14 protein-coding genes, 1 tRNA gene and 3 pseudogenes are annotated in these 14,113 nt (G+C 64.8%); 11 read left to right on the plus strand and 7 right to left on the minus strand.

All coding sequences use genetic code 11. The annotated features are described in order from the left end of the window. Nucleotides 1–86: 86 nt before the first annotated feature. The 5 genes from VJV41_RS13945 (at nt 87) to VJV41_RS13965 (ending at nt 5,975) form a co-directional block, all read left to right on the plus strand. Nucleotides 87–1,115 (plus strand): hypothetical protein, encoded by a 1,029-nt coding sequence (locus VJV41_RS13945; protein WP_325334644.1) that lies wholly within the window; start codon nt 87–89, stop codon nt 1,113–1,115. 320 nt (nt 1,116–1,435) lie between these two features. Next, nucleotides 1,436–1,960, plus strand: a complete 525-nt coding sequence (locus VJV41_RS13950) for a hypothetical protein (protein WP_325334646.1) — start codon at nt 1,436–1,438, stop codon at nt 1,958–1,960. A gap of 40 nt (nt 1,961–2,000) precedes the next feature. After that, nucleotides 2,001–3,035, plus strand: a complete 1,035-nt coding sequence (locus tag VJV41_RS13955) for a radical SAM protein (protein ID WP_325334648.1) — start codon at nt 2,001–2,003, stop codon at nt 3,033–3,035. Between the two features lie 136 nt (nt 3,036–3,171). Further along, entirely contained in the window at nt 3,172–4,323 is a 1,152-nt protein-coding gene (locus VJV41_RS13960; RefSeq protein ID WP_325334650.1) for a SagB/ThcOx family dehydrogenase, read from the plus strand. A gap of 65 nt (nt 4,324–4,388) precedes the next feature. After that, the gene (locus tag VJV41_RS13965; RefSeq protein ID WP_325334652.1) at nt 4,389–5,975 is read left to right on the plus strand and encodes a YcaO-like family protein; all 1,587 of its coding nucleotides are present in this window, start codon (nt 4,389–4,391) and stop codon (nt 5,973–5,975) included. A gap of 213 nt (nt 5,976–6,188) precedes the next feature. On the opposite strand, the gene VJV41_RS13970 is transcribed toward VJV41_RS13965, so the two are convergent. From VJV41_RS13970 to pgm, 3 genes are all read right to left on the minus strand, one after another. After that, nucleotides 6,189–6,264 (minus strand) — tRNA-Ala (locus VJV41_RS13970). 55 nt (nt 6,265–6,319) lie between these two features. Further along, a complete protein-coding gene (locus VJV41_RS13975; protein WP_325334654.1) occupies nt 6,320–7,585 on the minus strand; it encodes an MFS transporter in 1,266 nt (421 codons plus the stop codon). Then, on the minus strand, nt 7,582–9,216 hold the full coding sequence (gene pgm / locus VJV41_RS13980; protein WP_325334656.1) for a phosphoglucomutase (alpha-D-glucose-1,6-bisphosphate-dependent): 1,635 nt from the start codon (nt 9,214–9,216) through the stop codon (nt 7,582–7,584). The genes VJV41_RS13975 and pgm overlap by 4 nt, the downstream gene beginning before the upstream one ends. A 71-nt stretch (nt 9,217–9,287) precedes the next feature. Here pgm and crcB (VJV41_RS13985) point away from each other — a divergent pair, with 71 nt between their 5' ends. The 4 genes and pseudogenes from crcB (VJV41_RS13985) to VJV41_RS28965 all read left to right on the plus strand — a co-directional run. Beyond that, nucleotides 9,288–9,686: a fluoride efflux transporter CrcB gene (gene crcB / locus VJV41_RS13985; protein WP_325334658.1), complete on the plus strand. Its 399-nt coding sequence runs from the start codon at nt 9,288–9,290 to the stop codon at nt 9,684–9,686. Continuing rightward, on the plus strand, nt 9,683–10,048 hold the full coding sequence (gene crcB / locus VJV41_RS13990) for a fluoride efflux transporter CrcB (protein WP_325334660.1): 366 nt from the start codon (nt 9,683–9,685) through the stop codon (nt 10,046–10,048). Before crcB (VJV41_RS13985) ends, crcB (VJV41_RS13990) begins: the two co-directional genes overlap by 4 nt. Then, entirely contained in the window at nt 10,045–11,109 is a 1,065-nt protein-coding gene (locus VJV41_RS13995; RefSeq protein WP_325334662.1) for a DUF190 domain-containing protein, read from the plus strand. The genes crcB (VJV41_RS13990) and VJV41_RS13995 overlap by 4 nt, the downstream gene beginning before the upstream one ends. 32 nt (nt 11,110–11,141) lie before the next feature. Beyond that, a pseudogene (locus VJV41_RS28965) lies at nt 11,142–11,268 on the plus strand (acyl-CoA dehydrogenase); the annotation flags it as partial. An 87-nt stretch (nt 11,269–11,355) separates the two neighbouring features. Here the strand turns inward: VJV41_RS28965 and VJV41_RS14000 are convergent. The 4 genes and pseudogenes from VJV41_RS14000 to VJV41_RS14015 form a co-directional block, all read right to left on the minus strand. Then, a pseudogene (locus VJV41_RS14000) lies at nt 11,356–11,790 on the minus strand (GNAT family N-acetyltransferase); the annotation flags it as partial. A gap of 98 nt (nt 11,791–11,888) precedes the next feature. Further along, entirely contained in the window at nt 11,889–12,761 is an 873-nt protein-coding gene (locus tag VJV41_RS14005) for an LLM class F420-dependent oxidoreductase (protein WP_325334664.1), read from the minus strand. Nucleotides 12,762–12,773: 12 nt separating this feature from the next. Next, on the minus strand, nt 12,774–13,199 hold the full coding sequence (locus VJV41_RS14010) for a hypothetical protein (protein ID WP_325334666.1): 426 nt from the start codon (nt 13,197–13,199) through the stop codon (nt 12,774–12,776). A 10-nt stretch (nt 13,200–13,209) separates the two neighbouring features. Further along, nucleotides 13,210–13,569: a DUF488 domain-containing protein gene (locus VJV41_RS14015; RefSeq protein ID WP_325334667.1), complete on the minus strand. Its 360-nt coding sequence runs from the start codon at nt 13,567–13,569 to the stop codon at nt 13,210–13,212. A gap of 19 nt (nt 13,570–13,588) precedes the next feature. On the opposite strand from VJV41_RS14015, the gene VJV41_RS14020 reads away from it, so the two are divergent. Both VJV41_RS14020 and VJV41_RS14025 read left to right on the plus strand, forming a co-directional pair. Next, nucleotides 13,589–13,783, plus strand: a complete 195-nt coding sequence (locus tag VJV41_RS14020; protein WP_325334726.1) for a hypothetical protein — start codon at nt 13,589–13,591, stop codon at nt 13,781–13,783. A gap of 173 nt (nt 13,784–13,956) precedes the next feature. Then, nucleotides 13,957–14,088: pseudogene (locus tag VJV41_RS14025) on the plus strand (hypothetical protein); the annotation flags it as partial. Nucleotides 14,089–14,113: the final 25 nt, after the last annotated feature.

Raw genomic sequence — 14,113 nt, forward strand, 5'->3', positions numbered from 1 at the left:
CAAAGAGTCCGTTAGACGGGTGGGCTAGCTGCCTAATCGCACAACTCGATACCGCACCATCGAGCCCGGCGGCGACGAACGCGACGGTGCTCAATCAGGCGGCACTCATCTTCAGCCATCTCGGGCATACGGATGTGGCCGCTGCGGTGTGCCACGCGCACATCGCCTGGGTCGGGCGGTTCGTCCCCTCGGATCACCGCGTGTTGGCACAGGCGATCCAACCCTGGATAAATCTTGGACGCCTCGACATTCTTGCGGGGCACCGTAGCCAGGGCCGCAGTCGCCTGGCGGTTGCCGCCAAGTTGGCTCACCACGAGACGGTTGAGCTTGATGGCTGCCGGATTACGCCGGAAGACTGGCGTTGCCTCATCGGTGCGGACCCCCTGCTTCGTCCTGCGGTGATGAACGCCTACGTCGTTGACACCGTCGAGTCGTGGCTTGCCACTGCCGATTACGCCGCCGCGATGAGTTTCGTCGACGACGTGGAGAAGATGGCCGAAACTGCATATCGACGCGCACTTGTGGAGACGCGGTTCTTGTGCCAAATCGAGCTGAGCGAGGTCGATGCAGCGCTCGATGTAGTGGCGTCAGCGAGCCAGCTGGACGACGACCTCAAGCTTGCGCTGCGCTGTCATCTGTTGCACGGCCTGATCGATGCCGGTGTCGATGTACAGGCCCACGAACTGCTCGCCCTTGTGACGCAGCTGTTGCTGGACCGCGACTGGGATACGGTTCCACCGGTGCGTCTGCCCCAGTTCTTCCGACTATTCGCGGCCGGCGCTCATTCCGCAGAACGGCTCGGGGCAGACCGGCGGACTATCGCGCTAGGTCGCAAGCTTGTCGCGCTTGCTACCCGCGCCGGAGACCAGGTCATGCGCATCAATACACTGCAGGCGTTGAGCGCAGTCGATGGCGGCGCGACCGGCGGCCGGTATACCGACCTGCTGGCCGAGGCGATCGTGGGGTGTGATTACGCCGCCATTCGCAGGAGTACGCAATGCAACTCCACGGTCCCCGCCGAACGCCTACAGACCTACGTCCGTCTATATGACAGGGTGCAGACACTACTCGGGTCCGAAGCAACCGCGCATTGGCCTGAGATGCGACTGTCCTGACCTGACTTGCACCAAAGCAGTATCCCCACTGTTGATAAAGCGCGACCAATTTGCACCGTTCTCATCCATACCCTATTGTCGTAATTACACGGCAGAAATACGGCCAGAATATTCTCAGGCTTTTCGAAGCAAATGAATATGTGCGTAATAGTACGTTATGCGCGTCTTACGCCAAGAACGACTATCGGGAAATCTTCGCGTGTCGATGACTCAGCCATTGACACTCAGGCAAACGCCGGAATAGCTTTCCATACCAGTGGCCGACCTAGCGACTCCCGTCGGCCGACAATTCGAATGTAAGGGTGAGAAAGGATCACGTTATGGCCGGTAAGGACTTCATTTCACCTACAGATGTCGAGTTCGACGATCAGGGACGCGCTGTCATCTCTAACCCTGACATTGTGCAGCGTCTGCGTTCGCTGAGCGGTGGCGACACAGTGGCTATCTCCGCCGCCGATGAGCTCAAGAACATCGGTTGCTGTTCGGTCGCCGACGCCCTGCGGGAGCCGTCGCTGATCAGCGAGGTCTCGAAGCTGAGCGAAGCCGCCATCAAGAACGCCGGGTGCTGCAGCGCCTCTGCGCTGGAGGCTCTCAAGCAGCCGTCCTTCAAAGAAGCACTGAGCAACATGGGCGACGCGATGATCAAGAACGCCGGTTGCTGCAGCTCTCCGGAGTTGGAGGCTGCGCGTACGTCGGCCGCCAAAGAGATCGCCGACTTCGACCTCAAGAACATCGGCTGCTGCAGCGTGGAAAGCATGGGCGCGGACAACCCCGAACTTGCCAAGCTCACCGAGGCCGAGATCAAAAACATCGGCTGCTGCAGCGTCGACGAGGCCCTTCAGTAGCGCTGCGTCCGACACGTCGACTGCCCGACGAGGAGAACCCGTGGCAACTCTGCCCGCCCGCGACTATTGGACAGCTGCGGCCGATGCTTTCGCGCCGGACGCACTCGAGTTGACGCTCTTGCCGACCGAGCAGTGCAATCTGCGGTGCACCTACTGTTATGAGACCTTCGCGGTCGGCCGGATGGACGACTGGGTCGTCACCGCCGTCAAGGAGTTGATGACCCGGCGGCAACCGGAACTGCGCAGACTCGTCATCGATTGGTTCGGCGGTGAACCACTGCTTGCGATGGACGTCATCGAGGACATCAGCGGTCTGGCCGAGGAATTCGCTCGATCCAATCCTCTGTTGGATTACCAGTCCTCGATCACGACGAACGGAGTGTTGCTCACCGCCGACTACGCACGCAGGCTGTCGACAGTCGGTGTTACGCACCTGCACGTCAGTCTTGACGGGCCGGGCGCGACTCACGATCTGACGCGCAGACTGCGCGGTGGCCGCGGCACGTACGAGCGGATTGAGGCCAATCTGCGAGAGATCCTCGACAGCGATGTCGACGCGCATATCGATCTGCGCGTACACGTGACGCCGGCCAACGTCGACCTGCTGGACGATTTCACCACTCATCTCATTGACACCTTCCTCGGCGACGACCGGTTCTCCGCCTACTTCTTTCCGATCGTCGATCTCGGCGGCCCTAACCAGGGGGCTTTTCGGGTGCTGCATCCTTCCGAGGCGAACGCGGTGATGCGACGGCTCACCGCACGCGTCGCAGCGGTGCAGAAACGAAAAGCCAAGAAGGGCAAGGGATGTGATTCGGCATACGTGTGCTACGCGGCCAAACCGAACGCGTGGGTAGTCCGCGCTGACGGGAGGCTTGCGAAGTGCACCGTCGGTTTCGAGGACGACCGCAACAACGTGGGTCGCCTGCTTCCCGACGGGTCGCTGGAGGTCCGTGCAGACGCCGTGCGTCCGTGGCTACGGGGATGGTCCGACGGTGACATCCTCAACCTGCACTGTCCGTATGAGGAGATGCGCGACGACGTTCAGAGTGGACTTGTCACCTCACGGCGATAACGCCGATGGCACACGCATCCTGTCGTTTAGCGTAGGTCACCGCTATCTCCCGGTGAAAGGACGACCTGGCCGCATCGAAACACCGGTCGGCGCAATGCAGCTCCCCCCGCTGCCGCCTGCCTTCGACGCTCTCTTGATGACATTGCCATTGCCCGTGCGATCAGCGATAGAGCGGGCGAACAAGATTGATGGGGACGCAGCCGCTGTTCTGGGCGCACTGGGCCACGCCGGCGTCTTGGCAGAACGGGTCATTTCCAGTGACGGTGAGGTCCTGGCGATTGCGCATCGCCCGATGCTTGCGAAGACAGCCGATCAGTTGTGCCAGGACGGACAAGTTCGCCTGCACGAATCGGCGTTCATGCGCCGCGGCGACATCGGGTGGACCATATATCGCGCCGATACCGCCGCATATATCGAGATCAACTCCGCCACAACCGACATCGGGCGGTTAAGTAGAACACTCGATACAGTCGGTCTGACCGCGGTCGAGACGCTCCTTCTGGATAACGAGCTACTCGTGAATACCACCGAGGACACGGCACGCGAGAACGCATGGGAATTCCAGGACGCCCTACTCCATGCGGTCTCTGTGCACGGCGAGGCGACCGCGACCGGTTATGGCACGCGTCCAAGACCAGGGACCTCCGTTGTCAAGCAGGACTGCCGCGGTGCCGGTAGCCGACTGCCGCAACGGCAACGCTCAACCCCCCCACTGCATGAGGTGCTCGTCGACCGGCGTTCCTGTCGCACATTCGCCGCCGAACCGCTCAGCACATCAGCGCTGGTCAGCGTGCTCGATCTGGCTCTGCGCTCACGATCGGCACGCCTATCCGGCTCGCGCGATGTGGTTTTCCATAGCTATCCCAGCGCCGGCGCACTCGACGAGATCACCACTCTTGTCGCCAGCACGGGACCGGTCGCCGGCGTCAGCCTGTATCGGCATAAAGACCACGAGCTCCAACAACTCGATGACTCTACGCAGCGCGCCCACCGAGTGATCGAGGTGCTCTGCGCGCCATGCGGAATCGCGACGCCGTTGCCCTGTACCGCACTGGTGTTTGTCGCTGACTACGCGGTGATGGCCGCCAAGTACGCCAGCATCGCCTACGCCAACATCCTGCGCGACGTCGGATGCGTGTACCAAACCGTATCGCTCGCCGCGACGGCGATCGGCGCCGGCAGCTGCGCCGTCGGGGGTGGCTGGGGACGACTCGAAAAGCGCACCCTGGCAGAGTTTCTCGGCGGTGGCGTGGTGGTAGGCGCCATGGTTTTGGGAGTGCCGTCCTGATAGCTGAATCGTCGATCTCCCTCGCTGGGCCCTCCAACGGAATTTCCGTTGGCGCAGGCTATCTCGTGCGCATTGAAGCCGAGGGCGAGGACGTTGTGGTCAGCCCATTGCTCGGCAAGGGCAGGCTGTGCGAACGGTGCTGGCGCCGCCGACGAGCGGCGGCGACGAATCCACGCGACCTCGCTGAATGGGGCGGCGAGGATGGGGACTTACTGGTGGCATTCAATAAGCGCGTCGACAAGCAGCAGTTGCAGATGAGCTACTCCCAACGACGCGAACTCGATCGCCACGTCGACGCCAGAAGAGTCAATGCTGACCGTGGTCGAGCTGAGATTCCCTATCAACTCGCCAGGATCAGGCGGGACGGGCTGGTGCGCATCGAGCCGGTTGTTCCGCTACCCAGCTGCACCACCTGCTGGCAGGACGCCGCCGTAGCCCCTGACCGGCGAGGGCCACTCAACTTTGTCGGTGAAACTGCAGGAATTGTCACGGCGCTCCTCGACGTGCCGTCGTCGACCGGCGCGCTACCGGACCCCCACGTCGTGATCTCGCGGCTGGCCAATAGCTCGCTGGTTCCCGACCGACCGTTCTGGACCGGAGCGTCGGGTAAGGGTTGGACCGCGCGGGATGCCCTCCGGTCGGCACTCGGCGAGTCCGTCGAACGCTACTGCGCCAATACCGTTAGCGCGCCCGTCATTACCGCCCGCCTTGATGAGCTCAACGCGGCGATTCACCCCTCGCGATTGACGGGTATGAGTCCGGCCGCCGCGGCTGCTGCCGGCCTCGATCCGACGGCAACGAACGCATGGGTCGCCAGCCAGCCGATCGACGGCAGCGAACAACGGTGGGTGCCAGCCTCAGCGGTCTACCTCAACCTGCCTGCGCAGTGGCGGCACCGCGGGGATCTCCCGACGTCGTCGAATGGGTTGGCATGCGGTGCGGATCTTGCCGGTGCGATTGATTCGGCGTTACGCGAGGTCATCGAACGCCACGAGTTCTTTTCAGTGTGGTACGGCCTGACCGATGCCGAGGACGTTTCGAGCGACACTGCGCTCGACTCCGAGCTGCAAGAGGCGTTTACAGCGTGCGGATTACAGCTACGAGTCCTAGTCCTGGGTCGGCGCAATGGTGTGGTGGTCGGCTGTGCATGCTGCTGGCCGCGCAATCCGACTCCCGACCAGCCGGCTTTCACGCTCGGGCTGGGCGCCGCCCACGATGCGGTGGCGGCGTTAACCGATGCCGTCCTTGAACTGGCTCAGGTCTACCGTGGCTTGACTTGGGCGCTTCAGCGACCCTCGCTGGCTGGCCGTGCCCGCTCGCTTGCCGCGGGCAATATCGCGCCGGTCGAACCGTATGACCACGGACTGCTCTATTCCCAGCGTGACGCGTCCGCAGTCCCGTGGCCGTTCGGCCTAGGAGCTCAGCGATCACTTAGTTGCGCGTCGGCTAAAGCCGATCTGGGGCCGGCCTTGTTCGTCGATCTAACGCCCAGGGACGTGCTCGAGACAGTCGGGTGGCGAGTGGTGCGCGTGCTGGTGCCCGACGCAATCCCGTTTCATTGCGGCACGCGAACGATTCCTGATGCACGCCTGCATCTTTCACCTGCACAACTGGCCGAGTTTGCGGGTCCATCACTCCATCCGCTGGCCTAAGGTATAGAGGCTATACACCCACCAAGACGACGTGACCGGGCCATCAATTCAATCCCGAGTTTGACGGTCTCGCGGCTCTCCGAGGCAACGTCAGCGCCCACAGCCTGCCTGGAAACGCAAAACCCACCGCCGAAAGCAGTGGTTCAAGCCGACAGAGGCCCTCTTTTCGTACAAGCGGCATTGAAGAGGTCGTTGTTTCGAGTAAGACCCATATGGTGGAGCTAAGGGGACTCGAACCCCTGACCCCCACACTGCCAGTGTGGTGCGCTACCAGCTGCGCCATAGCCCCGTAAGTCGTGCTCATCGAAGTTACACCACCCGCGGGAAGCGTTCAAAACAGCTGGTCAGGGCACTTCCCCGCCGGCCTCTGGGCCTATGGCCCGAGCCGGCGTGTGTTCAGCGGGTGGTCGGCCGCGGGTTTCCGGAGCGAATGTCCATCCCACCGCCGCAATCATCAGAATCACGCCACTGATCACGAATGCCCAACCGAACGAGGTGTGCTCGGCCACCTGACCGACCACCACTGATCCGACGATCGATCCGAGGTCGGCCATCATCTGAAACGTCGCGACGGCCGTCCCACCGCGCGCCTTGTTCCCGACGATGTCGGCCACCGCGGCCTGCTGCGGCGAGACGAAAATTCCTGTTGCTGCGCCTGTCACATAGGCGGCGGCGAGGAACACCGGCAGCGATGACGTGTAGCCGACCAGAACGGTCGAGGCCGCCGACACCGTAAGGCCGACGATGAGCAGTTTTCGGCGCCCTACCCGGTCCGACAGATAACCACTGGGGATGACGGCGGAGATGTTCCCGATGGCGAACGTCGCAAGCGCGATGCCCGCGAAGCCGGGCCCGCGGCCCAGGACGTCGACGACGAACAGCGGTACGAGCGCGATGCGCAACCCGAATGCGGCCCAACCCGTTGCGAAGTTGGAGAACAGCGCGGCCCGGTATGCCGGATGACGAAGCACCATCCGCACAGACACAGCGGGCTCGATATTCGCCTCCGGTGCCGCCACGGCCGAGTGCCGCAGATTGACGAACACCACCGTTGCGGCGACGAGCAGCGCCGCGCCGTAGATCACGAAGGGGGCCGCCAAACCCAGGCCCGCGGTGAGGCTGCCGAGCACCGGTCCGCCGACCGAGCCGACCAGAAACCCCGACGAGAACAGGCCGGCGACGCGGCCGCGCGCGTCTGGCGGCGAGATCCGGATCATCAGGCCGAGCGATGACACCGTGAACATCGCCGACCCCAACCCGCCGAGCGAACGGAAGAGCAGCAGTTGCCAATACGTTTCGGCGAACGCGCATGCTGCGGTGGACAACGCCACGATCAGCAGACCGCTGATGTAGACGCGCCGCTCTCCCGAACGCTGAACGAGCAGTCCGGCCGGCGGGGCCGCAACCAAGCGCATGAGCGCGAAGGCCGAGATGACGAACGTTGCCGCGCTGATGCTGACCCCGAAGTGGCGCGCGTACTGCGGAAGGACAGGGGCCACCACCCCGTACCCCAGCGCAACCACCACGTTCGCCGCGATCAGTACCCAGACTTCACGCGGCAGCCGCTGCTTCTCAGTTGTCGGACAGTCGCCCTCCGCGGTTGAGCTCACGCGATGACTTTATTCACCACTTCGCGGGCGGCTTCTTGCACCTCCGCAAGATGCTCGGGCCCCTTGAACGACTCGGCGTAGATCTTGTAGACGTCTTCGGTGCCCGACGGCCTCGCCGCGAACCAGGCGTTTTCCGTCGTCACCTTCAAACCGCCAAGCGGCGCCCCGTTACCCGGCGCCGTCGTCAGCTTCGCGGTGATCGCTTCGCCCGCGAGCTCCGTCGCGGTCACCTGCTCAGGAGAAAGCTTCGCCAACCGCGCCTTCTGCTCGCGGTCGGCCGGCGCGTCGATGCGTGCATACGTTGGCGAACCGTACTTTTCGGCGAGTGCGGCATACCGCTGCGACGGCGTCTGCCCTGTCACCGCCAGCATCTCCGACGCCAGCAGCGCCAGGATGATGCCGTCCTTGTCGGTCGTCCACACCGACCCGTCGCGACGCAAGAACGATGCGCCCGCGCTCTCTTCACCGCCGAACCCGATTGTGCCGCTGATCAATCCGTCCACGAACCACTTGAAGCCCACCGGCACCTCGAGCAGCTTGCGGCCCAGCCCGGCGACCACCCGGTCGATGATCGATGAGCTCACCGCCGTCTTGCCGACCGCCGTCGAACCCGGCCACTCGGGTCGATGACTGTAGAGGTAGTCGATCGCGACCGCGAGATAGTGGTTCGGGTTGAGCAGGCCGCCGTCGGGTGTGACGATGCCGTGCCGGTCGGAGTCGGCGTCATTGCCGGTGGCGATCTGATACTTGTCCCGGTTGGCGATCAGCGACGCCATCGCGTTTGGCGAGCTGCAGTCCATCCGGATCTTGCCGTCGGTGTCGAGCGTCATGAAGCGCCACGTCGCATCGACCAGCGGGTTGACCACCGACAGCTCGAGCCCGTGCCGTTCGCCGATCGCGCCCCAGTAGTCGACGCTGGCCCCACCGAGCGGATCGGCGCCGATGCGGATGCCTTCAGCGCGGATGGCGTGCACATCCACCACATTCGGCAGGTCGGCGACATAGGCGTCCATGTAGTCGTGCCGCTGCGCGGTCTGCAGCGCCCGGGCCAGCGGCACTCTCTTCACCGCTTTGAGTCCGTCGCGCAGGATCTCGTTGGCGCGTTTGGCGATCACGCCGGTGGCATCGGTGTCTGCGGGTCCACCGTTGGGCGGGTTGTACTTGAAGCCGCCGTCGCGCGGTGGGTTGTGCGACGGCGTCACGACGATCCCGTCGGCCAGGTCACCGTCGCGGTCTCGGTTGAAGGTCAGGATCGCGTGGCTGACCGCGGGAGTCGGCGTGTAGCGATCAGCCGAATCGATCATCGCCACAACATCGTTGGCGGCGAGCACCTCCAGCGCCGACGCCCACGCCGGCTCCGACAGCGCGTGGGTGTCGCGCCCGATGAACAACGGGCCGGTGGTGCCCTGCCCGGCGCGGTACTCGACGATGGCCTGCGTCGTGGCCAGGATGTGCGCTTCGTTGAACGCGGCGTCCAGACTCGACCCGCGATGCCCCGACGTACCGAACGCCACTTGCTGGTCGACGTCGTCGGGGTCGGGTTCCACGGTGTAGTACGCCGTCACCACCTGGGCTACGTCGATGAGGTCTTCGGGTTGCGCCGGCTGACCGGCACGGGGATTCGCCGCCATGGATCCGATTCTGCTCCTCCCACAAACGCGTCGTGCGCCGGTCCGACGGCTAGACGGCGATACTTTGGCTCATGTTCAGTTTCGACGTCCGCGAGTTGACCGCGGTCTTCGTCGGCGGATCGCTTGGCACCCTGGCCCGGGCAGCGTTGGCGACGTTCGCCGCTCCCGAGCCCGGACGCTGGCCGTGGCCGACGTTCATCGTCAACATCGTGGGCGCATTCCTGTTGGGCTACTTCGTCACCCGTCTGCTCGAGCGTTTGCCGGTATCGAGCTATCGGCGTCCGCTCCTCGGGACCGGACTGTGCGGCGGCCTCACGACCTTTTCCACGATGCAGGTCGAGACGATCAAGATGATCGACGACCGCCACTACGGCCTGGCTGCCGGATATACCGCCGCCAGCATCGCTGCCGGCCTGGTCGCCGTATACCTCGCCACCGCGGCGGTGCGGCGGGTCGGGGTGCGCCGATGACCGTCGCGGTCTGGGCGGGCGTCTGTGTCATCGGCGGCGTCGGGGCCGTGCTGCGCTTCCTCGTCGACCGCGCGGTGTCGGCGCGCATCGCGGGGTCCTTTCCGTTTGGCACGCTGGCGGTCAACCTCAGCGGCGCGCTCCTTCTCGGATTCCTGGCCGGACTCGCGCTCAGCCCTCATCTCGCTCTGCTCGTCGGCACGGGTTTCGTCGGCTCCTACACCACGTTCTCGACGTGGATGCTCGAAACCCAACGGCTGGGCGAAGAGCGTCAAGTCTCGCCTGCGTTGGCCAACATCGTGGTCAGCGTTGTGCTCGGCCTGACGGCGGCGTGGCTGGGCCTGTGGATCGGAGGCCGGGTGTGAGCGACTACCTCAAGCTCACCACATACTTCGCCGAGCGCCTGCGCAGCGGGGACCGATTTCTCGCCGACGCCCTGCTCGACAGCTATGCGCGCGAAGCCGTCGCGACCAGCATCGTGTTGCGCGGTATCGCCAGCTTCGGCCCGCACCACGAGTTCCGCAGCGACGAGTCCTTGAGCCTGTCCGAGGACACGCCGATCGCGATCGCGGCAGTCGACACCGCCGACAAGATCGGCGCCCTGGCCGACGAGATCGTGGCCAAGACGACGCGCGGGTTCGTCACGCTCGAGCGGGCCCGCCTCGTCGGTCGCTCCACTCCGACGGCGCCGACGCCGGACAACGCGAAACTCACCATCTACATCGGACGCCAGGACCGCGCGTCGGGACGGCCGGCCCATCAGGTCGCGTGCGATCTGCTGCATCGTCACGGATTCGCCGGTGCCTCAGTCTTTCTCGGCGTCGACGGCACCAAGTTGGGCCAACGTCGGCGGGCCCGCTTTTTCAGCCGCAACGTCGACGTCCCGGTGATGATCATCGCTGTCGGCGCCGCCTCGAAGGTGGACGCCGCCATTCCCGAACTCCAGGCGCAACTCCCCGCACCCTTGATGACGGTCGAACGTGTGCAACTGTGCAAACGCGACGGCCAGGTTCTGACCCGACCGGCTGCCCTACCGGCCGTCGATGGGCAGGGGCGTGAGCTCTGGCAGAAGCTGATGGTCTACACGTCGGAGGCCACGCTTCACGATGGGGTCCCCATCCACCGCGCGATCGCCCGGCGCCTGTTCGACTCACAAAGAGCCAGCGGTGCAACGGTGCTGCGAGGCATATGGGGCTTCTACGGCGACCATAAACCCCACGGCGACAAGCTGATTCAGATGGCGCGACGCGTCCCGGTGATCACAATCGTCGTCGAAACCCCTGAGCGAATTCAGGCCAGCTTCGACATCATCGACGAACTGACCGGCGAGCACGGCTTGATCACCAGCGAGCTGGTGCCCGCGACCGTGTCGATCGACGACGGAAGGATGGTCGGCGGCACGGCAATGGCCCGCCACGACTACTGACAGTTATATAGGTACGCCCAGCCCAACTTTCGCTTGGAGGAGAAGTGCTCACGGAGTGCATGCACATCTTGGTGGCACGACGAGGTGCTGTGGGAGCTGGTGGCCGCGGCGATGAAACCGGACTACGACGGGTATGCCGAATTCAATCAGCTGCCCTGACCGACCGAACGTTCCTTACCGCCCGAAAAACTGTCGAAATTTCGAGTGGTAAGGAACGTTCGGCGACTAGGCGGGTTCGTCCTGCGACATCCGCGGGAACACGATCGGGCCGATTCCGCGATTGACGAACTTCAGGTCAGCGATCGCGGCATGCAGGCCGATGTCGTGCGGATCGGCGGCATAGCGCGGCGCAATGGAATCCTTTGCCGCCCCGCACAGTTCGACATAGCCGAAGTCGCGCCCCCGAAAGCTGCCGATGAACGGCCGCGAATACTCACCGTCGAGTTGAGCGCGCAGATACCGTTGCCAACGCCATGATGGCCAGTCCTACTCCCAGGCCTCTACCAAGTGCGGGCGGTTCATCCACTCCGTGTCGGCGTCCGCGTCCGGAACGACCAAACGCATCGCGTACGGCTCGGCCAGAATCGGTGTCGGCGGCGCGCCAACTGCGCGGACCTCGTCGGAAATCGACGTCAGCTCGCGCGGCAGGACGGGCTGGAGCACCTCGTCAATATCGGTCATTTGACCGCCGAGCGTGCCCGATCAAGTGAGGCTAGGTTTACCTTCGTTTCTGCCCCACGGCAATATGCCCCACGGCGATGTTTGGTCAGCAGCTGCGGCTAGCGCAGCCGCGACATCCAGTGATCGGCCAGCGCCGACACCCAGTCGGCCGCCACGCGCGGGTCCGCCGGCGGACCGTCCACGACGACCAACTCGTCCACGCCGAGGTCGGCGAGCGGCCCGACGTCGCCGATGCGCAGGTCGCGCAACGCAACGCAGAGCAGCAGTTCCCGTCGATCGCGCCCGCGTTCGTCGCACTGCCGGTCCAGATACGCAATCCGCTCGGCCACCTGTTGCACGTCGGCGAGGTTAAAGCCGTACCAGCCGTCGCCCCATGCCGCCACCCTGCGCAAAGCGGCGTCGCTGTTGCCGCCCACCACGATCGGAATACCCCGGCGGGCAACGGGTTTAGGGTTGACTCGCACCGAGTCGAAGCTGACGAACTCGCCGTCGAACGACGCCACGTCGTCGCGCCACAGCGTCCGCATCGCGGCGACATACTCCGCTGTGCGCGCCGTGCGCCGCTCGAACGGGACGCCGAGCGCGTCGAACTCCTCCCGCGACCATCCGACACCGACGCCGAGCGTCAACCGCCCACCGGACAACGTGTCCAGAGTCGCCGCCTGCTTGGCGACCAGCACTGGGTTGTGCTCGGGCAGCAGCAGCACGCCGGTCGCGAGACCGATCGTCGACGTGGCCGCGGCGGCGAAACTGAGCCCGATCAGCGGGTCGATCCAGTCGGCGCTTGACGGCACGGCGATCTGCCCGTCATCGGAGTATGGGTAGCGCGAGGCCGACCGGTCGACCATCACGACGTGCTCGCCGGACCACAGCGTCGCGAAGCCGCACCGCTGAGCGCCGGCCGCGACAGCGTCGATGACCGCGCGGCTGGCGCCTGCGCCGATGCCAAGGGCGTGCAATCCCAGCCGCATCCGGCGATCGTCTCACGCGGCCAGCAGCAATACACCCACGATGAGCAGTGCGATTACCTTGACGGTTTCCAGGCCGACGTATGCCCAGTGGGCCCGCGAGCGCGGTCCCTCCGCGCCGGCGAGCACGGCGTCGGATCGCCGAGACAGCCGTGGCCGCACCAGCAGGACCTGCGCGAGTAGCGCGAGAACAGCGACGGCTGCCGCGGCCACGATGCCGGTCGCAGGCAGTTTGACGGCGAAGCATGCGACGACGGCGGCGGCCAGGGCAAGCTCGACCGCGTTAAGTGCGCGGAAGACCAGGCGGCCGATGCCAAGTCCGATCTGCAGCGTGACGCCGGGTGCGCGGAACTTCAGCGGGGCTTCGATGAAGGAAATCGCCAGCACCATGCCCAACCACACGAACACTGCCGCAATCGCGACGGCCGAGGCTGCCTCCACCGCCAGCAGCCTACGACAGCAGTTTGGTCAGCACGGCGACGTGGCTGGCATCCAGATCACGCGCGGCGGTCACCAGCGTGACGGTGCCGTGGCGCGCCAGGTCGCGCAATTCGGCCAACGCCGCCGCTCCGTCTTCGCTATCGAGTTCGTCGGCGTAGCGGGCCGCGAACTCATCGAACCGCTCGGTCTGGTGTGAATACCACTTGCGCAGCTCGGTCGACGGTGCGACCGTCGGTATCCATTGGCCCACCCGCGGATCTCCCTTGCGGAAACCGCGCGGCCACAACCGGTCGACGAGCACCCGTTCGCCGTCGTCGGGACCGGGATCGTCGTAGACGCGCGCGGCTTTGATGCGTTTGCGGCCGCCCATGGAGTGGAATCGTATGAGCATGCACGTCGATCGGGTCGCAGAATTGCAGCGCTGGCAAGACGCGGGCGCGGTCTGGGAGGTGATCTCCCGAACGGATACCAGCGTGACGATTGGTCTACTGCGCTGTGACGGAGGCGAAGAAGTCGACCGGTTCACGTCCGACGATCCACGCCTGCTTTCGTTCATCGGCGATCGGCGCAGGAGTGCGGATTGAGGGTGACGATCGGGAAGCGCGGGTGCCTGCATACATCGCCGCGCAGGCCGTCGGCACGGCGGCAATCCTCGGTGTGCTCGGCACGGCCGCCCGCAACGCCGGACTGGGCGTTGCGACCTATTCCGGAGATGTCGCTGGCACATCCGGAATTGCTGGCCGACCAGCTGTTGGCGATGGTGCGGCTCGCGCAACACACGCCGGTGGGCGTGATGTTCCCCATGGTCACCACGCTCGACGAATTGTTCGCGGCGCGTGAGCTTTTGGATGAAGTGATCGGCCGCGCCGGCCGGGACAGACCGGCCGATTTACAGGTGGGCATGATGGTCGAGG

The organism is Mycobacterium sp. (assembly GCF_035274705.1).
Taxonomy (GTDB): Bacteria; Actinomycetota; Actinomycetes; order Mycobacteriales; family Mycobacteriaceae; genus Mycobacterium.